Raw genomic sequence first — 17,717 nt, 5'->3', positions numbered from 1 at the left:
CCCGCCGTCCCGGGGAGGTGTCCCGCCGACAGTCGTGCTCTGCACACAGTGGTGTGCAGAGTACGACTGCCCGCGGAGGAGATCGTGCCCGGCGCTCACGTCAGCGGGAACCCGACCAGCGCGGACAACTCGGCCAGCGCGGCCGCGGGGTCGGTCACCTTGACGGTGTGCATCCCCAGCGCCCGGGCGGGCTTGAGGTTGATGCCGAGGTCGTCGAGGTAGGCGCAGTCGGCGAACGCCAGGTCCCGCCCGACCGCCTCGTTCAGCCGCGCCAGCGCCCGCCGGTAGATCTCCGGCTCGGGCTTGCGCACCCCCTCGATCGAGCTCTCGACGACGGCGTCGAACAGGTCGAGCAGTTCGGCCAGCCGCCCGGTGCGCTCCATCGGTGCCACGTTGTTCGACAGCATCCCCAGCGGCAGGCCCGCTGTCCGCAGCCGCCGCACGGCCTCGACCATCTCCGGGCGGATCTCGCCCGACAGCGCGGCCAGCACCCGGCGGGCGTCCACCCGGTGCCCGGCGGCCAGCGCCTCGGCCTCGAAGGTGTCGACGAACCCCTCGACGTCGAGCTCGTTGCGCTCGAACCGCGCCCAGGCGTTGCTGTCGGGGTCGGTGCTGTTGAGCCGGCGGATGAGGCCCTCGGGCAACCCGGCCTCGGCCTCGTAGGCGGCGAAGGCCAGCATCGGGCTCTCGGTGATCACCCCGCCGAGGTCGAAGACGACGGCGGAGACGCGAGCGGTCACCGTCCCACCGCGGCGGCCAGCTCGTCGGCGAACCCCAGCCGGGCGGCGATCTTGGCGACCATCTCGTCGGCCCACAGGTCGTCGGCGGTCACGATCGGCCGCAGCACGTCGGCGGGCAGCCCGTCGTCGGCGAACACGTCGAGGTCACCTCCGGGCCAGCCGGTCTCGTCGTCGTCGAAGGCGCCGTCCTCGTCCACGGCGATCCCGTAGCGCTCGACCACCTCGGCGCCGAGCACCCACTCCTGCATCGTCGCGTCCGAGATCAGCGCCCGGACCATCCCGCCCGGGCCGTGCCGCAGCACGACGAAGTACAGGCGCGAGTCGACGACGACCACGAACGGTGCCGGCCAGGGGCCCGGCTCCCCCAGCGCCCGCTCGAGCACGGGCAGCTCGGCACCGGCGTCGGCGGCGAGCAGCTCGACCTGCCAGCGGTCCGCGGCGCGGCTGACCCGCACCGCCCAGCTCCCGCCCTCCGCGCCGCTCATCGCCGGCGCAGCAGGGTCAGGCCGTCGGCCACCGGCAGCAGCACGGTCTCCCAGCGCGGGTCGCCGGCCAGCGCCGCGTTGAGCGCCACCACCGCGTGGTCGTCGTCGGAGCGGGGGTCGAGCACCCGGCCGCCGCGCAGCGTGTTGTCCAGCAGGACCAGCCCGTTGGGCCGCATCCGCGGGTGGAGCTCGTCGACGTAGGCCTGGTAGCCGGTCTTGTCGGCGTCGACGAAGGCGAGGTCGAACACGGGCTCACCGGGGAGGGCGCGCAGGGTGTCCAGCGCCTCGCCCAGCCGGACCTCGATCCGGCCGGCGACCCCGGCCCGCTGCCAGTACCGCCGCGCGATCGCCGTCCACTCCGCGTTGCGGTCCAGGCAGAGCAGCGAGCCGTCGTCGGGCAGGCCGCGGGCGATGCACAGCGCCGAGAGGCCGGTGAAGGTGCCGATCTCGATCGCCCGGCGGGCAGCCACGGCCCGGGTGAGCAGCTGCATGAAGACGCCCTGCTCCGGGGCGATCTGGAAGGTCGGTGACACCTCGCCGCGCTCGGCCAGGGCCGCGGTCTCGGCGACGAGGTCGGCCACCACCTCGTCGACCGGCTCGGAGCTGGCCCGCACGTGGTCGGCGAGCTCCGGCGTGAGGAGGAACGAGCGCGGCGTCATGCCACGCGCCTGGGGCACGGGGAGTGCGGCATAGCCTCTGATCATGGCCGATCCCGCCCCGGACCACGGTGCCCAGGTCGACGGCGCCCGGGTCGATCCCGCGCTGGCCGCCCGGCTCGCCGCCGACCCGCTCGCGGACCTGCTGGGCATCGTCCTCGAGGAGGTCCGCCCCGGGTACGCCCGTGCGGGCATGACCGTGGGCCCGCGCCTGCTCAACGCCGTCGGGACCGCGCACGGCGGCGCGACGATGGCGCTGCTCGACGTCGTCCACGCCGCGGTGGGCAACAGCCACGGCGTCGTCGCGGTCGCGCAGGACGTGCACACCGAGTTCCTCGCCCCCGGCCGGCCCGGCGAGCGGCTGGTGGCCGAGGGCACCGAGCTGCACCGCAGCCGGCGCACCGCCGTCTACCGGATCGACGCCCGCGGCGAGGACGGCCGGCTGGTGGCCACCGCTCTGGCCCGGGTCTTCCGCACCGACCGCACCTGGGGGACGCCGGAGTGAGCCTGCCGGTCCCGACGATGCCGCGTCCGCCGGTCGGCGTCGTCGGCCTGGGGCAGCTGGGCGGCTCGCTGGCCGCCGCCCTGGTCGCGGCCGGCCGCGAGGTCCGCGGGTGGGACGTCGACCCCGATGCCCGGGAGGCCGCCGCGGCGCGCGGTGTGCAGGTGACCCGGGAGCTGACCGGCGTCGTCGTCCTCGCCGTCCCGCTGCCGGTGCTGGCCACGGCACTCGACGGGCTCGACGTCGACCCGGCCGCCACCGTCACCGACCTCGGCTCGGTGAAGGCGCCGGTGCTGGCCTCGGTGGGTGCCGCGCTGGGCGGACGGTTCGTCGGCGGGCACCCGATGGCCGGGACCGAGCGCTCCGGTCACGCCGCCACCGACCCGGCGCTGTTCCGCGGCGCCCGGTGGGCGCTGTGCCTGGAGCCGGGCACCGAGCTGCCCCGCTGGCTGCGCGCTGCCGAGGTGGCCCTCGACGCCGGCGCCGAGGTGGTGCCGGTGACCGCCGCCGACCACGACGCCGCCGTCGCCGCCGTCAGCCACGTGCCGCACCTGCTCGCCGCGGCGCTCGCCGCCGCCGCCGGTGCGGCCGGGCCGCTCGCCCTGGCGCTGGCCGCCGGCAGCTTCCGCGACGGCACCCGGGTCGCCGGGAGCGACCCGGCGTTCGTCACCGCGATGGTCGAGGGCAACGCCGGGCCGACGGCGGCCGCGCTGCAGCGGGTCCTCGACCAGCTCGAGCGCCCGTGGCCGGAGCTGGTGGCCGCCGGACACGCGGTGCGCGCCGGGCTCCCGGGTGGCGACGCCGGCCGGCGGACCGTCCGGGTGCCGCTGGACCGGGCGGCGCTGCTGGCCCTGGGCCGGGCCGGCGGGGCGGTCACCCGCCGGCTGGCCGCCTTCGTGGAGGGCTGGGTGCCGGAGAGCCGGCCGGGTTACGCCGCGGAGACGTAGGGCAAGGTGCGGGCATGGACGACGACGAGATCCGCCACCGCATCGACGCACTCGCCGACGAGGAGCGCCTGCTGAGGGAGAGCGGGGAACACACGGCCGAGCAGCGGGCCCGGCTCCGGCAGATCGAGGAGGAGCGGGACCAGCTCTGGGACCTGCGCCGTCAGCGAGACGCCAAGCGGCAGTACGACGAGGACCCCGACACCGCCGAGGTGCGGCCGAGGTCCGAGGTCGAGGGCTACCTCCAGTAGCAGCAGGAGGACCCCCTCGCCCCCCACCCCTCGCGAGCTCGGGGCGGGGCCCCTGCGAGGGGGCCGTTCCCGTCCCCAGCTATGCGGAGTCGCGGACCGGCCGGCGGCCTCCCGCGTCGTGGTGGCCGGTGCCCAGCAGCGCCAGCTGCCAGAGCAGCCGCGCCCGCGGGTCGGTGGGCTTGCGGCCGGTCACCGACTCGATCCGCCGCAGCCGGTGCATGACCGTGTTGCGGTGGCAGTACAGGAGGTCGGCGGCGCGGGTGGGTGAGCCGTCGGCGTCGAGGAAGGCCGACAGCGTCTCCAGCAGCACCTCGCGCTCGTCGCCGGGCAGCTCCAGCAGCCGGCCCAGGGTCTGCCCGACCAGGCGCTCGGTGATCTCCGGCGAGTTGGACAGCAGCGCCTCGGGCAGCCGCTCGTCGATGGGGACGACCCGGGCGGCGCCGGCGGGCAGCGTGCGCGCGGCGGTCTCCGCCAGCCGGTAGGCGCCGGCCACGCCCGCCGCGCCGTCGACGACGGCCGACACCCCCACCGGGCCGGTGGCCAGTCCCCCCAGCCAGCCCAGCAGCTCCGGGAGCCGGCGGGCGCCCAGGGCCACGACGCCCACCAGCGCCTGCGACCGCGTGGCCCAGGCCGAGCGGATGCCGCGCTTGAGCAGCGCCGACACCGCGTCGGGCAGCGGGCACGACCCGTCCTCCGCCGCGGGCGCGACGACGACGGCGAGCCGGCCGGACAGCGGGACGGCGAGCAGCTCGGACGCCGTCCGGACGAAGGCCGGGTCCCCGCCGCGGCCGTCGAGCAGGCCGTGGACGAGCCGCTGCTGCTCGGCGGCGTCGAGGCCGGTGCGCCGGCGCTCCTCGGCGCGGTAGCCCGCGGCCACGGCGCTGCACTCGCGGTCGTTGGTGCGCCAGAGGGACCCGGCCACCTCGAGCAGCAGGCCGTCGTCGTGGCCGGCGCACTGGCGCGAGGCCGCGACCAGCGCCTCCCAGAGCACCTGCCCGCCCAGCCGGTAGCCGCGCAGCACCGCCTCGAGCGGAACGCCCTGGGTGGCCCGCAGCCGGCCGACCTCGGCGGCCGCGGCGGCACCGGCCTCGCGCTCGGCGACCGAGCCCTCCGAGAGCAGCGCGCGGACGCCGACGGCGAGGTTGCCCTTCAGGGAGGCGTGCATCGCCGCGGGGTCGGCCTGCAGCGCCTCGCGGTAGGCCGGCTCGGTGCGCACGAGGATGTCGACCATCCGGTCGGTCATCCGGTCGAGCTCGGTGAGCAGCACCGGCGCGAGCTCCGCCAGGCGGCCGGCCACCGCACGCTGGGTCGCCTGCACGTGATCACCTCCGGTAACGCACTGCTGACAGCACAACAGCTGGCACCGATCACTGTGCGGTCAGCCCATTGTGACGCCCCCCACCGGTCGGCAGGCTCATCGGGACGGACCCGTGACCCATTCGCCACCGTGCGCTGCGGTCGCGGTCACCTCCCCGACGCAGAGGAGACGTGGGCCCCTTGGCGCACCCGCCGGACACCACGGGCAGCACCCCCCACGCGGAGAGACGGCCCACCGCCCGGCTGGAGATGACCGGGATCAGCGTCGCCTTCGGTGGGGTCAAGGCCCTCACGGACGTGTCGCTGACCGTGGAGCCGGGGCAGGTCCACGGTCTCATCGGCCCCAACGGCGCCGGCAAGACGACGCTGTTCAACGTGGCCTGCGGCCTGGTCCGCCCGACCGCGGGCCGCATCGCCTGGCGCGGTCAGGAGCTGCGGCGGCTGCGGCCGAACGAGCTGGCGGAGCTCGGCATCGCGCGCACCCTGCAGGGCGTGGGCCTGTTCCCCGGGCTGACGGTGCTCGAGAACGTCATGGTCGGGGCGCACAAGCACGCGAAGGCGGGGTTCCTCTCCGCGCTGTTCGCCCTCCCGACCTCGGACAAGGACGACGCCCGGCTGCGCGAGCGCGCCCTGGGCGCCCTCTCCGAGCTCGACGCCGAGGGCTACGCCGCCCGCTACCCCGGCAGCCTCCCCTACCCCGTGCAGAAGCGGGTGGCGCTGGCCCGCGCCCTGGTGTCCGAGCCGGAGCTGCTGCTCCTCGACGAGCCGGCCAGCGGCCTGTCCGAGGACGAGATGCACGAGCTGGGCACCACCATCGGCCACCTGTCGGGGCGGATGAGCGTCCTGCTCGTCGAGCACCACATGGACCTGGTCATGCGCGTGTGCGACCGGATCACCGTCCTCGACTCCGGGCAGCAGATCGCCGCCGGGACCCCCGAGCAGGTGCAGAACGACCCGGCGGTCACCGAGGCCTACCTCGGCGACGCCGTCGACGACACGGTCGACGCCAGCGAGCTGGCGGCGACGGACGGGGGCACGCAGCGTGGCTGAGACGCACGGCAGCACCGCCTCGGGCGCCGGCGGCCCCTCCACCGGCCTGACCAAGGGCGTCCCGTCGGGCGGCTCCGCCACGGTGACCGCCGACGCCGTCCTCTCCGTCGAGGGCCTGTCGGCCGCCTACGGCCCGGTCCGGGCGCTCGACGGCGTGACGCTGCGCGCCGAGCAGGGCCGGATCACCGCCGTGCTCGGCGCCAACGGCGCGGGCAAGACGACGCTGCTGCGGACCGTCAGCGGCCTGGTCCGCCCGACCGCCGGCCGGGTGGTCCTGAACGGCGAGGACGTCACGCGGGCACCGGTCGAGGCCATGGTCACCAAGGGCATGTCGCACGTGCCGGAGGGCCGCGGCGTCATCGCCGAGCTGACCGTCGACGAGAACCTGCGGGTCGGCTCGCTGTTCCGCGGCAAGGTCGCGCAGGAGGAGTTCGACCGGGTCTACGACCTGTTCCCGCGGATCAGGGAGCGCCGCAACCAGACGGCGCACACGCTCTCGGGCGGCGAGCGGCAGATGCTGGTCATCGGCCGCGCGCTCCTGGCCCGGCCGAAGGTGCTGCTCCTCGACGAGCCGTCGCTGGGCCTGGCCCCGCGGATCGTGGCGCAGATCTTCGCGCTGCTGCGCCAGCTCGTCGACACCGAGGGTCTGTCGGTGCTGCTGGTCGAGCAGAACGCCCGCAGCGCGCTGTCGGTGGCCGACACCGGCGTGGTCCTCAACCTCGGCCGCGTCGTCGTCACCGACGACGCCGCGCGACTCGCCGGCGACGAGGACCTCCGGCACGCCTACCTCGGCTTCTAGCCCCCCGCTCCTCCGCACCGCCTGGAAGGCAGCCTCCTCGTGCAGGAATTCGTCAACCTCACCCTCGGCGGGGTGATCACCGGCTCGGTCTACGCCGCGTTCGCCCTGGCCCTGGTGCTGATCTGGCGGTCCACCCGGATCGTCAACTTCGCGCAGGGCGCCATGGCGGCGCTCACCACGTTCATCGCCCTGTCCCTCATCGAGTCGGGCCAGTCCTACTGGGTCGGCCTCGTCGTCGCGCTGCTCGCGGGGCTGGTCCTCGGCGCGGTGGTCGAGCGGGTGGTGATCCGGCCGGTGGAGGGCGGGCCGGAGCTCAACGCGGTCATCGTCACGCTGGGTCTGTTCATCGCCATCCAGGCGCTGATCTCGGTGCTCTTCGGCGTCAACCAGCGCGCCTTCGTCCCGCCGTTCTCCAACATCGGCTTCGAGGTCGGCGACTTCACCCTGGCGCTGAGCCCCAACACCGTCTACACGCTCCTCGCGGTCCTGCTCGTGATGGTCGGGCTCACCGCGCTGTTCCGCTTCACCCGCGTCGGCCTGGCCATGCGCGCCTCGGCCTTCGGGCAGGAGGTCGCCCGGCTGCTCGGGGTCCGGGTCGGCCGGATGCTCACCCTCGGCTGGGCGCTGGCCGCCGTCGTCGGGTCGCTGGCCGGCATGCTCATCGCCGCCGAGACGTCCTTCGTGTCGCCGACCTTCATGGACTCGCTGATCGTCTTCGGCTTCGTCGCCGCGGTCCTCGGCGGCCTGGACTCCCCCATCGGCGCGGTCGTCGGCGGGCTGCTGCTGGGCCTGGCGCTCAGCTACGTCCGCGGGTACGTCGACGAGACCCTCGTCGGCATCGCCGCCCTGGTCATCCTCGTGGTGGTCCTGCTGGTGCGGCCCGGTGGCCTCTTCTCGACGACCCAGACACGGAGGGCGTGACCGCCGTGAGCGACCTGCAGACCCCGGCCTCGTCCCCCGGCGCCGGCGCGGCGACCTCCGACGCGCCGACGACGGCCACCGCGGCCAGCAACGCCAGTTCCGCGCAGGCCTCCGGCGGGCGCTCGTTCCTGCCGCGCAACACGCTCCTGCGCCACCTGCTCGTCGTGCTCCTGTCCGCCGTCGGCGCGGTCGTCCTGCTCGAGGCGACCGACCTCGGCTTCAACGCGCAGATCAGCTACGTCGCCTACTACGCGATCGCCGCCGGCGGGCTGACCCTGCTCACCGGGCTCAACGGGCAGATCTCGCTGGGTCACGGCGCCCTGATGGCGGTGGGCGGCTACACCACCGCGCTGCTGCTCGACACCGAGGAGCCGCTGCCGCTGGCCGTCGTCTTCCTCATCGCGGTCGCGCTGACCTCGGTCGTCGGAGCGATCGTCGGCGTCGCCGCCGCCCGGCTGCACGGCCCCTACCTGGCCGGCGCGACGCTCGCGCTGGCCGTCGGCCTGCCCGGCCTGGCGCTGTTCTACGACGAGCTGCTCGGCGGCGAGCAGGGCCTGACGGTCTCCAGCCCGGACCGCCCCGACTGGTTCGTCGAGACGATCCGCACCCTGTCGGGCAACTCGGCCTCGGGCGTCAAGTGGATCGCCTACATCGCCGTCGCGTGCCTGATCATCACCTACTTCCTGCTGGCCAACCTCATGCGCAGCCGGATCGGGCGCACCTGGCGCGCGGTGCGCGACCAGGAGGTGGCCGCCGAGCTCGCGGGCATCAACCTCGGCGCGTGGCGGGTGACGGCCTTCGTGGTCAGCGCCGCCTGCGCGGGCCTGGCCGGCGCCGTCCTCGCCCTCGTCGTCCGGCTGACCGCACCGACCGCCTTCACCATCGTCCTGTCGCTGTCGCTGCTGACCGCCATCGTCATCGGCGGTCTGGGCAGCCTGTTCGGGGCGCTCATCGGCTCGGCGCTGCTGGTCTTCCTGCCGCGCTACCTGCGCGACGCCGGGGAGTCGCTGGACATGGACGCCGCCCAGGCCGCCGAGATCTCCTACGTCGTCTACGGCGTGATCCTCGTGCTGGTCATGCTGTTCGCCCCCGCCGGCCTGGTCGGGTCGATCCGGCTGGCCTGGATGAGGCAGCGCGGGCGGCGGGCCGCCGCCCGCGCCAGGGGGTGAGGAGCCCGGACCCCGTCGGCTGTCCCCCGGCCCGGCCACCGGCCACCTCGACACTCCCCCACCCAGACCTCCCGGGCACCGGTGCCCGGGTCCCCCTCAGAGGAGAACCCTTGACCAGTTCCTCACGACGCCTCGTCAGCTTCGTGGCCGCGGCGACCGTCGCCACCACCCTCGCCGCCTGTGGCGGCGGGGACTCCGGTGGAGGTGGCGGCGGAGGCAGCGAGGACAACGAGGCCTCGGACATCGGCATCACCGAGGACAGCATCAAGCTCGGCGCGCACTACCCGCTGACCGGTCCGGCCGCGCCCGGCTACAGCGAGATCCCCTCCGGTGTGACGGCGTACTTCGACTACGTCAACGACAACGGTGGCGTGAACGGCCGCCAGCTCGAGTTCGTCTACCGCGACGACGCCTACAACCCGACCAACACCAGCCAGATCGTCAACCAGCTCGTCCTCGAGGACGAGGTGTTCGCGATCATGTCGGGCCTCGGGACGCCGACCCACAACGCGGTCACCGACTTCCTCAACAGCGAGGGCGTGCCCGACCTGTTCGTGTCGTCGGGCTCGCGGCTCTGGGACGACCCGGAGGAGAAGCCGTACACCTTCGGCTGGCAGCCGGACTACGAGATCGAGGGCAAGATCATCGGCCAGTACGTGGCCGAGAACTTCCCCGACGCCAAGGTCGGCCTGTTCCTGCAGGGTGACGACTTCGGCGAGGACGGCTCGGCCGGTGCCCGCCAGTTCCTCGAGGACCAGATCGTCGCCGAGGAGACCTACGTCCCCGGCGCCACCGACCTCCGTCCGCAGATCTCCGCCCTGCAGGCCGCCGGCGCGGACCTCGTCCTCGGCTTCAACGTGCCGACCTACACCGCGCTCTCGCAGCTGACCGCGCTCCAGCTGGGCTACGACCCGCAGTGGTTCTACTCGAACGTCGGGTCGGACCCGTTGCTGGTCGGCACTCTGCTGGCCCGCTTCTCCGAGGGGCAGGTCAGCGACGCCAGCCTGCTCGACGGAGCCCTCACCACCGAGTACATGCCCACCCTGGACTCCCCCGACAACGAGTGGGTGCAGCTGTGGCAGCGGATCTGGGACGAGTACGGCGAGGAGGGCGAGCTCACCAACACCCGGATCTTCGGGATGGCGCAGGCGTACACGATGGTCCAGGCCCTGCAGTCCGCAGGGCAGAACCCCACCCGTGACGACCTGGTCGCCGCTGTCGAGCAGGCCGGCTCCGAGTGGGAGGGACCGGGCTTCACGCAGTTCCGCTACTCGGAGGACAAGCACGCCGGCTACAGCGGCATGCTGGTCAGCCGGATCACGGGCGACGTCTCCGAGGACCTGACGCCGGTGCTCGTCACCGACAACGGCGACGCGGAGATCACCGAGTCCGACTACGAGCCCGTCAGCCCGCCGGAGAACGGCATCCCGGAGGAGGAGCCGATCAACTGAGGTAGCCGTTCCAGCACCTCACCGGCGGGCCGCCGGTCTCCTGCAGGAGGCCGGCGGCCCGTCGGCGTTCCCGGCCGCGTAACCCGGGCGGTGGACACTCAGCTGTCGAAGTGTCGGGTCGTGGTCTCCGGGTAGGAGCCGCGGTGGTCGGCACGGGCAGGACCGGGACGGGAGCGTGGATGGTGCAGGCGGCACGGACGATCCGGCGGGCGGTGGTGACCGGCGGCGCCGGGTTCCTCGGCTCCCACCTCTGCGAGCACCTCCTCGACCGCGGCGTCGAGGTGGTCTGCCTCGACAACTTCCTCACCGGCTCCCCGGAGAACGTCGTCCACCTGCTCGAGCACCCCGGCTTCCGGCTGGTGCGCTGCGACGTCACCGACTTCGTGCACGTGCCCGGCGACGTCGACCTGGTGCTGCACTTCGCCTCGCCGGCCAGCCCGCTGGACTACCTCCGGATGCCGATCGAGACGCTGAAGGTCGGCAGCCTCGGCACGCTGCACACCCTCGGCCTGGCGCACGAGAAGGGCGCCCGGTACGTGCTGGCCTCGACGTCGGAGGTCTACGGCGACCCGCTGGTGCACCCGCAGCCCGAGGAGTACTGGGGCAACGTCAACCCGGTCGGCCCGCGCGGGGTGTACGACGAGGCCAAGCGGTTCAGCGAGGCGATGACCACCGCGTACCGGACGTCGAAGGGCACCGACACCGGCATCGTGCGGATCTTCAACACCTACGGCCCGCGCATGCGCGCCGACGACGGCCGCGCCATCCCCGCCTTCGTCGGCCAGGCGCTGACCGGCCGGCCGCTGACGGTCGCGGGCGACGGCTCGCAGACCCGCTCCATCTGCTACGTCGACGACACGGTCCGCGGCATCCTCGCGCTGGCCTTCTCCGACCAGCCCGGCCCGGTCAACATCGGCAACCCCGACGAGCTCTCCATGCTGCGGCTGGCCGAGTGGGTCATCGAGCTGACCGGCTCCTCCTCGGGCATCGAGTACATCGACCTGCCCGTCGACGACCCGAAGGTCCGCCGTCCCGACACCCGCCGCGCGGAGAGCCTCCTCGGGTGGCGGCCGACCGTGCCCTCGGAGGAGGGGCTGCGGCGGACGGTCGCCTGGTTCGCCGAGCGGCAGCGGACCCTCGCGCTGCAGGCCGGCTGACGCGGGGCCGAAAGACCTTCGTCCGGCGGCCCGTGGACACTGTGGCCGACTTCGCATCTACATTGGTGACCGGCGGTCGTAGAACACGCCTAGGAACCGGACACTGACGGAGAGCGATCAATGGGCCGCCACGCCGACACGAGCAGCCTGCGCCGCAGCCAGCGTCCCGCCCCCGTCGCCCTGGTGGTCGCCCTCGTGGTGGTCGCGGTGGTGGCCGGGGGCGTGGTCTGGTACCTGGCCTCCGGGTCGGGCGCGAGCGGCTGCGAGGACACCCGCACCGTGCGGGTCACCGTCGCCCCCGAGATGGGCGCCGTCGCACAGGACCTCCTCGACGAGCCGCAGGACCTCGGCGGCGGCGCCTGCGCCGTCGGCGAGGTGACCGCCCAGGAGCCACTGCAGACCGTCGGCGACCTCTCCGCCCTCGAGCGCAGCGCACTGCCCCAGGTCTGGGTGCCCGACAGCTCGCTGTGGACCGTCCGCGCCGGGGACGCCGACCTCGACGCGTCCGGCTCGATGGCCACCTCCCCCGTGGTCCTGGGCACCAGCCGCGCCGCCGCCGACGAGCTCGGCTGGAGTGCGCAGGCCCCGGACTGGCGGGCGGCCCTCAGCGGCGCGCGGCCGGTCGCCGTGCCCGACCTGGCCGCCAGCGCCGAGGGCGTCGCCGCGCTCGCCGCCGTCCAGACCTCGCTGGGTGGCGGCGAGGAGGCCGACAACGCCGTGGTGCAGGCCGTCCTCGCCGCCCGCCGTGGCCCGGCCATCGCCCCGGCCGACGCGCTCGCCGCCGCGGCCGCCGACGACGTCGAGGCCCCCCTCGTGCCGGTCAGCGAGCAGGAGGTCATCACGGTCAACCGGGAGACGCCGGAGTCCGCGCTCGTCGCGGTCTACCCGGCCGAGGGCTCCCCGCAGCTGGACTACCCGGTGCTGCGCGTGGGTGCCCCGGCCGACGAGGAGCGTGCCGCCGTCGACGCCGTCGTGCGGACGCTGACCTCCGGGGCGGCGCGCACCGCCGTCCTGGACGCCGGGTTCCGCGACGCCGAGGGGACCCCGCCGAGCGAGCCCGGCCCGGGGGTGCAGGAAGAGGCGCCGGAGGTCCTCGAGGTCGACCCGGAGCGGGTGCAGACCCTGCTGACCGAGCTCAGCCGGCTCGCGGCGCCCTCGCGGCTGCTCACGGTCATCGACGTGTCCGCCTCGATGGAGGCCCCCGCCGGTGACGGCACCCGCGCCACCCTCGCCCGCGACGCCGCCCGGAGCGCGCTGACGCTCATCCCGGGGTCGTCGTCGATCGGGCTGTGGGTGTTCGCGCACCAGCTGGAGGGCGAGCAGGACTGGGTGGAGCTCGCGCCCATCCGCACGCTCAGCGACGAGGTCGACGGCACGACCCAGCGCGAGCTGCTCGACCGGGAGCTCGACACCATCCCCGACCGGCTCGACCCCGGTGGCACGGGCCTGTACGACACCACGCTGGACGCGTTCCGCGCGGCTCAGCAGCAGTACGACCCCGAGGCCGTCAGCAGCGTCGTGATCGTCACCGACGGCACCAACGAGGACTCGGCGGGCATCGACCTCGACACGCTGCTGCGGACCCTGGGCGAGGAGGCCGACCCGCAGCGCCCGGTCAAGGTCATCGGCATCGCGCTCGGCCCGGACGCCGACGTCGCCGCGCTCGAGCAGATCGCGCAGGCCACCGGCGGCGCGGCCTACAACGCCGTCGACCCCAACGACCTGCAGGACGTCCTCTTCGACGCGCTGCGCCAGCGCTGACCGGCCGCCGCCGCGCGGCCTCGGCCGGTCAGCGCAGCAGCTCGAGGACGACGTTCGCGGACCGGGTGGCCTGGGCCAGCACCGCCGTCCCTGCCTGCGCCACGAGCTGGCTGCGCACGAGGGCGGTCGCCTCCGCGGCCGTGTCGGCGTCGCGGATCCGTGACCCGGACGCGATCGCGTTCTCGATGGCGACGCCGAGCCGGTCGATCCGGTGCGAGAGGCGGTTGTCGACGGCGCCCAGTTCGGCGCGCAACGACGAGACCCGGCCGATGGCGCGGTCGAGCGCCCGAAGGGTCCCTGCGGTCCCGGCGTCGCCACGGTAGGACGGGGTGACCGCGGCCGCGTCCGCTGCGGTCGAGGCCGGGCCGGGGGTCTCCCCGGTGAACACCAGACCCGAGACCGTCGCGACGAACGGCGTGGACCCGGTGCCGAGAGCGGCCACCGCGGCCGCGTTGAGCCGGTCGACGCGGTCCTGCACCGTCACGGCGCCCGTGTAGTCGACCGACCCCAGGTCGAACGACCGCCCGCCGTAGCCCACGGTGCCGACGAGGGCGTCGAAGCCGTCCGCGTACGCGTCCGCCGAGACGTGGTCGCCGGCCAGGACCAGCCGCCCGGGAGCCGCGGTGCCACGGGCGGCGGGGTCGGCGGCGTCGACCGTGGCGGGGACCGGCCCGGTGTACCGCGGGGTCAGCCCGGCGGCGTCGGCCGGCAGCGAGGCCGGGCCCGGGGTGGCTCCGGTGAGGACCAGGCCCGCGGTGGTCGGGGTGAACGGGCCGGCGCCGAGAGTGGCCGTCACCGCGGCGTCCAGCCGGTCGAGGTGGTCCTGCGCGGTCACCGCTCCGGTGCGGTCGACCGACGCGAGGTCGAGCACCCGTCCGTCGTACTCCACGGTCCCGGTCAGTGCGGCGAGAGCGGCGGCCGAGGTGGAGTCCACGGCGAGGGTCAGCCGCCCGGGCGCGGGCGTGCTCGGTTCGACGGCGACGGCCGGCGTGAGCGTGTGCGGGAGACCGAGCCCGCCGGTCGGGTCGACCCGCGACAGCCCGAGGCCGGCCGTGTCCACCGCCCGGCCAGACACGGCGATGACGACGCGGAGGGTGTCGCCGGCGTCGGCGCCGACCTGCAGCAGCCGGTCGTAGGTGCCGTCCAGGAGCCGGATGCCGCCGAACGCAGTCGTGTCGGCGATGTCGTCGAGTTCCGTCCTGAGCTGCTCGAACTCGGTGCGGACGGCGTCCGCCGCCGACGCGTCGACGGCACCGGCGTTCCCGGCCCGGACCGCCAGGTCGCGCATCCGCCGCAGGATGGCCTGGATCCCGTCGAGCGCGCCGTCCGCGGTGCGGACGACGCCGATGCCGTCCTGGGCGTTGCGGACCGCGACGGCCGTGCCGCGGGACCGGGCACGCAGGCCCTCGGCGACGGCCAGCCCCGTCGCGTCGTCGGCCGCTCCGGCGATCCGGACCCCTGAGGACAGCCGCCGCAGCGACGTCGTCACCGATCGGTCCGACCACTCCAGGGCGGCGTGGGCGTGGAGCGCCGCCACGTGGGTGGCGATCCTCATCCCCGCGCCTCCGTCGTGTCCGCGGTCCGGCTGCGCCCGTGCGCAGGGACCCCTCCCGTCACTTCGGCACCGCCCGAGCAGCCCTTGACCCGAGAACGGATCGTCCGGGAACGCCCCCCCTCGGGGGGATCTCCCGGTCCCTCGGGTGCAGGCGACAGCCGCAGGCGCCGACGTCCGGCACGGGCCCGCGCCGGGCCGTCGAGCTTCCGAGGGGACGGGACACACATGCACACGGGGTCAGGACACGCCAGGGGCGTCAGGTCCGGGCCGGCCTCCCGGGGGAAGCGGGCGATCTGCGCGGTGCTCGGCATCGCGCTCGGTTTCGGCGGAGCGGCGGCGATCGACACCGCGCTGGCCGGCCCGGCGATCTCGGAGGCGAGCGACTTCGGTCCGGCCGGCGACGGGCGCACGCGCCTGCTCGTCGACGCCCCCGCGGGCATCGACGCCACGACGCTCGCGGCGCTGGAGGACCTGCCCGCGGTCGACACCGCGCAGCTGCTCTTCGACGGCTCGGCGTTGGTCGCCGGGTTCGACATCACCCCCGACACCATCCGGGCGGCGCTGCCCGACGCGCAGGTCGAGGTCTCGGTGTCCGGCGAGATCGCCGCCGACCCGATCAGCGACCCGATGTGGGCGTCCTACGGCTGGAACCTGTCCAACACCGGCAGCAACTCCTACGGCCAGACCGGCGTCGCCGGCGCCGACGTCGCCGCGCCCACCGGCTGGCGGGCGGGCACGGGCCGCGGCGTGACGGTCGCGGTCATCGACACCGGCGTGATGACCGACCACCCGGACCTGGCCGGCGCCTTCTGGCGGAACACCGACGAGGTCTGCGGCAGCCCGGCGGACAACGACGGCAACGGCAAGCCCGGCGACTGCGCCGGGTGGAACTACTACGCCAACAGTGCGAACGTCGTCGATGCCGACAACGCGCACGGCACCAACGTCGCCGGGGTGCTCGGCGCCCGCGCCGGCAACGGTGAGGGTTCGGCCGGCGTCGCCCCCGACGTGACGATCATGCCGCTGGTCATCGGCCGCGGCTCGGGGGTCGACCTGCTGCTGGGCGCGGAGGCGATCCGCTACGCCGCCGACAACGGCGCCGACGTCGTCAACGCCTCCTGGGGCGGCCCGGGCGCCGCCCAGCAGCTGGCCGACGCCATCGACTACGCGGTGAGCAAGGGCGTGGTCGTGGTGGCCGCCGCTGGCAACGACGCCGCCAACCGCGACACCTCCATGTTCTACCCGGCCAGCCTCAACCGGCCAGGCATGGTCACCGTCGGCAGCAGCACCGCCGCGGACACCGCGAGCAGCTCCTCGGCGTACGGCGCCGGCACGGTCGACCTGTTCGCCCCGGGCAACCTGGTCCTCGCGCCGTGGAACGACGGCAGTTACAAGCTGGTCTCCGGCACCTCGATCGCCGCCCCGAACGTCGCCGGCGCCTTCGCCCTGTACCGGGCGCAGGACCGGTCGGCGGGCGCCACCGCGCTGGTCGACCGGCTGCTCGGTGACCTGCAGCCGCGGGCGGCGTTCACCGGCAGGTCGGTCACCGGCGGCCGGCTGTCGTTGACCGAGCTCGGCCAGACCGCCGCCGGGGTGTCCTACACCTTCACCGGGATGAGCGCGGACCCGGGCACGGTCACCCCGACCATCGTCACCAGCGGCAGCGCCCCCGCCGGGGCGTACGCCGTCCGGCTGCGCCTGGGCATGGAGCACGAGGGTCAGCTGTACGCGCTCACCCAGCAGCAGGTCACCGTCGGCGGGGTCACCGCGACCACCGACGACACCGGCGCGGTCACCGTCGACCTGGGCAGCCGCCCCAGCCCGTCGGCGACGGTCACCCCGAGCATGGAGCTGGCCCAGGGCCGGTACGTGCTCACCGCCCAGCTGGTCCTCGACGGAGCCGACGTCGGCACGGCGTACGCCGCGCCGCTGCTGGTCGGTGTGACGTACCAGGCGCCCGATACAGGCTCACAGCCCGGCAACCCGACGCCGTCGCCCGGTGGCAGCAGTCCCCCGGCTCCGGGCGGCTCCACACCGCCGTCGACCACGCAGCCCGGCACCAGCACGCCGGGCACGCCGGCACCCGGCGGCTCGACGCCGCCGTCGGCCACGCAGCCCGGCACCAGCACGCCGGGCGGCACCCCGGCACCGGGCGGCTCGACCCCGCCGGGCAGTACTCCCCCGGCTCCGGGAAGCCCGACCCCGCCGTCGGCCACGCAGCCGGGCACCAGCACGCCGGGCACCAGCACGCCGGGCACCAGCACGCCGGGCACGCCGGCACCCGGCGGCTCGACGCCGCCGTCGACCTCCCAGCCCGGCACCAGCACGCCGGGCGGCTCCCCGGCACCCGGCGGTAGCCAGCCCGGCACCCCGGCGCCCGGCGGCAGCACGCCGCCGAGCTCGCCGGTGCCGGGTGGGTCGACCCCGGCGCCCGGCGGCAGCTCGCCGGAGCCGGGCGGGCAGCAGACCTACCCGGGCGTGGGGCCGTTCGGCCTGACCTCGATCAACCCGACCCGGGTGAGCACCGCCGGTGGCACGGGCGTGACCATCACCGGCCGGGCGGTCCCGGCCGGGGCGCGGGTCCGCGTCGGGTCCAGCGCCCAGGCCACGGTGACCGCGGTGTCGGCCACCAGCGTCACGTTCACCACGCCCGCTCGGGCGGCCGGCACCTACGACGTGTACGTGTTCGCCCCCGACGGCACCTCCTCGGTGCTCGCCGGCGGTCTCACCTACCTCGACGGCACGGGGGGCGTCTCGCCGACCCCGACGCCCGCCCCCGGCACGCCACAGCCCGGCACCCAGCAGCCGGGCGCCGGCGGTGGCACCCGACCGCCGGGCGACGGTCCGGTCACCGGGCCGCGGGGTGAGCGGCTGGTGTCCTCGGCGCTGTTCACCGCGCTGGGCCCCTCGATCTGGCGCCTCGACTGCTCCAGGGCCTGTTCGGGACTGGCCGTCTGAC

16 protein-coding genes are annotated in these 17,717 nt (G+C 75.0%); 11 read left to right on the top strand and 5 right to left on the bottom strand.

What is annotated here, in order from left to right; genetic code table 11:
* Nucleotides 1-95 precede the first annotated feature (95 nt).
* From ACI79V_RS18395 to ACI79V_RS18385, 3 genes are read right to left on the bottom strand one after another with little or no spacing between them, the layout of a single operon-like run.
* Nucleotides 96-740 (bottom strand): HAD-IA family hydrolase, encoded by a 645-nt coding sequence (locus tag ACI79V_RS18395; protein WP_456891500.1) that lies wholly within the window; start codon nucleotides 738-740, stop codon nucleotides 96-98.
* Nucleotides 737-1,225 carry a tRNA adenosine deaminase-associated protein gene (locus ACI79V_RS18390; RefSeq protein WP_456891498.1) on the bottom strand — a complete coding sequence of 163 codons (489 nt, stop codon included), beginning with the start codon at nucleotides 1,223-1,225 and terminating at the stop codon, nucleotides 737-739. The genes ACI79V_RS18395 and ACI79V_RS18390 overlap by 4 nt, the downstream gene beginning before the upstream one ends.
* Nucleotides 1,222-1,884, bottom strand: coding sequence for an O-methyltransferase (locus ACI79V_RS18385; protein ID WP_456891496.1), 663 nt, complete (start codon nucleotides 1,882-1,884; stop codon nucleotides 1,222-1,224). The genes ACI79V_RS18390 and ACI79V_RS18385 overlap by 4 nt, the downstream gene beginning before the upstream one ends.
* 43 nt (nucleotides 1,885-1,927) lie before the next feature.
* Here ACI79V_RS18385 and ACI79V_RS18380 point away from each other — a divergent pair, with 43 nt between their 5' ends.
* Genes ACI79V_RS18380 through ACI79V_RS18370 form a run of 3 tightly spaced genes read left to right on the top strand, consistent with a single transcriptional unit; the run spans nucleotide 1,928 to nucleotide 3,578 of the window.
* Nucleotides 1,928-2,386, top strand: coding sequence for a PaaI family thioesterase (locus ACI79V_RS18380; RefSeq protein ID WP_456876771.1), 459 nt, complete (start codon nucleotides 1,928-1,930; stop codon nucleotides 2,384-2,386).
* The gene (locus ACI79V_RS18375) at nucleotides 2,383-3,330 is read left to right on the top strand and encodes a prephenate dehydrogenase/arogenate dehydrogenase family protein (RefSeq protein ID WP_456891494.1); all 948 of its coding nucleotides are present in this window, start codon (nucleotides 2,383-2,385) and stop codon (nucleotides 3,328-3,330) included. Before ACI79V_RS18380 ends, ACI79V_RS18375 begins: the two co-directional genes overlap by 4 nt.
* Before the next feature lie 14 nt (nucleotides 3,331-3,344).
* Nucleotides 3,345-3,578, top strand: coding sequence for a DUF2630 family protein (locus ACI79V_RS18370; RefSeq protein WP_456891492.1), 234 nt, complete (start codon nucleotides 3,345-3,347; stop codon nucleotides 3,576-3,578).
* Between the two features lie 79 nt (nucleotides 3,579-3,657).
* On the opposite strand, the gene ACI79V_RS18365 is transcribed toward ACI79V_RS18370, so the two are convergent.
* Complete coding sequence (locus tag ACI79V_RS18365) at nucleotides 3,658-4,896, bottom strand: PucR family transcriptional regulator (RefSeq protein WP_456891490.1); 1,239 nt, start codon at nucleotides 4,894-4,896, stop codon at nucleotides 3,658-3,660.
* Nucleotides 4,897-5,066: 170 nt separating this feature from the next.
* Between ACI79V_RS18365 and ACI79V_RS18360 the strand changes: the two genes are divergently transcribed.
* The 7 genes from ACI79V_RS18360 (at nucleotide 5,067) to ACI79V_RS18330 (ending at nucleotide 13,203) form a co-directional block, all read left to right on the top strand.
* A complete protein-coding gene (locus tag ACI79V_RS18360; RefSeq protein WP_456891488.1) occupies nucleotides 5,067-5,945 on the top strand; it encodes an ABC transporter ATP-binding protein in 879 nt (292 codons plus the stop codon).
* On the top strand, nucleotides 5,938-6,744 hold the full coding sequence (locus ACI79V_RS18355) for an ABC transporter ATP-binding protein (protein WP_456891486.1): 807 nt from the start codon (nucleotides 5,938-5,940) through the stop codon (nucleotides 6,742-6,744). Before ACI79V_RS18360 ends, ACI79V_RS18355 begins: the two co-directional genes overlap by 8 nt.
* A gap of 39 nt (nucleotides 6,745-6,783) precedes the next feature.
* Nucleotides 6,784-7,665 (top strand): branched-chain amino acid ABC transporter permease, encoded by an 882-nt coding sequence (locus tag ACI79V_RS18350; protein WP_456876765.1) that lies wholly within the window; start codon nucleotides 6,784-6,786, stop codon nucleotides 7,663-7,665.
* Nucleotides 7,662-8,834 carry a branched-chain amino acid ABC transporter permease gene (locus ACI79V_RS18345; protein WP_456891484.1) on the top strand — a complete coding sequence of 391 codons (1,173 nt, stop codon included), beginning with the start codon at nucleotides 7,662-7,664 and terminating at the stop codon, nucleotides 8,832-8,834. The genes ACI79V_RS18350 and ACI79V_RS18345 overlap by 4 nt, the downstream gene beginning before the upstream one ends.
* Before the next feature lie 110 nt (nucleotides 8,835-8,944).
* On the top strand, nucleotides 8,945-10,285 hold the full coding sequence (locus ACI79V_RS18340; protein ID WP_456891482.1) for an ABC transporter substrate-binding protein: 1,341 nt from the start codon (nucleotides 8,945-8,947) through the stop codon (nucleotides 10,283-10,285).
* 179 nt (nucleotides 10,286-10,464) lie between these two features.
* The gene (locus tag ACI79V_RS18335) at nucleotides 10,465-11,442 is read left to right on the top strand and encodes a UDP-glucuronic acid decarboxylase family protein (RefSeq protein ID WP_456891480.1); all 978 of its coding nucleotides are present in this window, start codon (nucleotides 10,465-10,467) and stop codon (nucleotides 11,440-11,442) included.
* A gap of 120 nt (nucleotides 11,443-11,562) precedes the next feature.
* Nucleotides 11,563-13,203, top strand: a complete 1,641-nt coding sequence (locus tag ACI79V_RS18330) for a VWA domain-containing protein (protein ID WP_456891478.1) — start codon at nucleotides 11,563-11,565, stop codon at nucleotides 13,201-13,203.
* 28 nt (nucleotides 13,204-13,231) lie between these two features.
* Here ACI79V_RS18330 and ACI79V_RS18325 read toward each other — a convergent pair whose 3' ends face one another.
* The gene (locus ACI79V_RS18325) at nucleotides 13,232-14,758 is read right to left on the bottom strand and encodes a flagellin N-terminal helical domain-containing protein (protein WP_456891476.1); all 1,527 of its coding nucleotides are present in this window, start codon (nucleotides 14,756-14,758) and stop codon (nucleotides 13,232-13,234) included.
* A gap of 300 nt (nucleotides 14,759-15,058) precedes the next feature.
* On the opposite strand from ACI79V_RS18325, the gene ACI79V_RS18320 reads away from it, so the two are divergent.
* Nucleotides 15,059-17,716, top strand: coding sequence for a S8 family serine peptidase (locus ACI79V_RS18320; RefSeq protein ID WP_456891474.1), 2,658 nt, complete (start codon nucleotides 15,059-15,061; stop codon nucleotides 17,714-17,716).
* Nucleotide 17,717: the final 1 nt, after the last annotated feature.

The organism is Geodermatophilus sp. SYSU D00700, assembly GCF_054050255.1.
This window is presented reverse-complemented; position numbering and strand designations above follow the sequence as displayed.

Excerpts from the sequence above, each read along its gene's own strand:
- ACI79V_RS18370 (WP_456891492.1), top strand. The coding sequence starts at position 3,345 with ATGGACGACGACGAGATCCGCCACCGCATCGACGCACTCGCCGACGAG.
- ACI79V_RS18390 (WP_456891498.1), bottom strand. The coding sequence starts at position 1,225 with ATGAGCGGCGCGGAGGGCGGGAGCTGGGCGGTGCGGGTCAGCCGCGCC.
- ACI79V_RS18330 (WP_456891478.1), top strand. The coding sequence starts at position 11,563 with ATGGGCCGCCACGCCGACACGAGCAGCCTGCGCCGCAGCCAGCGTCCC.
- ACI79V_RS18380 (WP_456876771.1), top strand. The coding sequence starts at position 1,928 with ATGGCCGATCCCGCCCCGGACCACGGTGCCCAGGTCGACGGCGCCCGG.
- ACI79V_RS18325 (WP_456891476.1), bottom strand. The coding sequence starts at position 14,758 with ATGAGGATCGCCACCCACGTGGCGGCGCTCCACGCCCACGCCGCCCTG.
- ACI79V_RS18335 (WP_456891480.1), top strand. The coding sequence starts at position 10,465 with ATGGTGCAGGCGGCACGGACGATCCGGCGGGCGGTGGTGACCGGCGGC.
- ACI79V_RS18385 (WP_456891496.1), bottom strand. The coding sequence starts at position 1,884 with ATGACGCCGCGCTCGTTCCTCCTCACGCCGGAGCTCGCCGACCACGTG.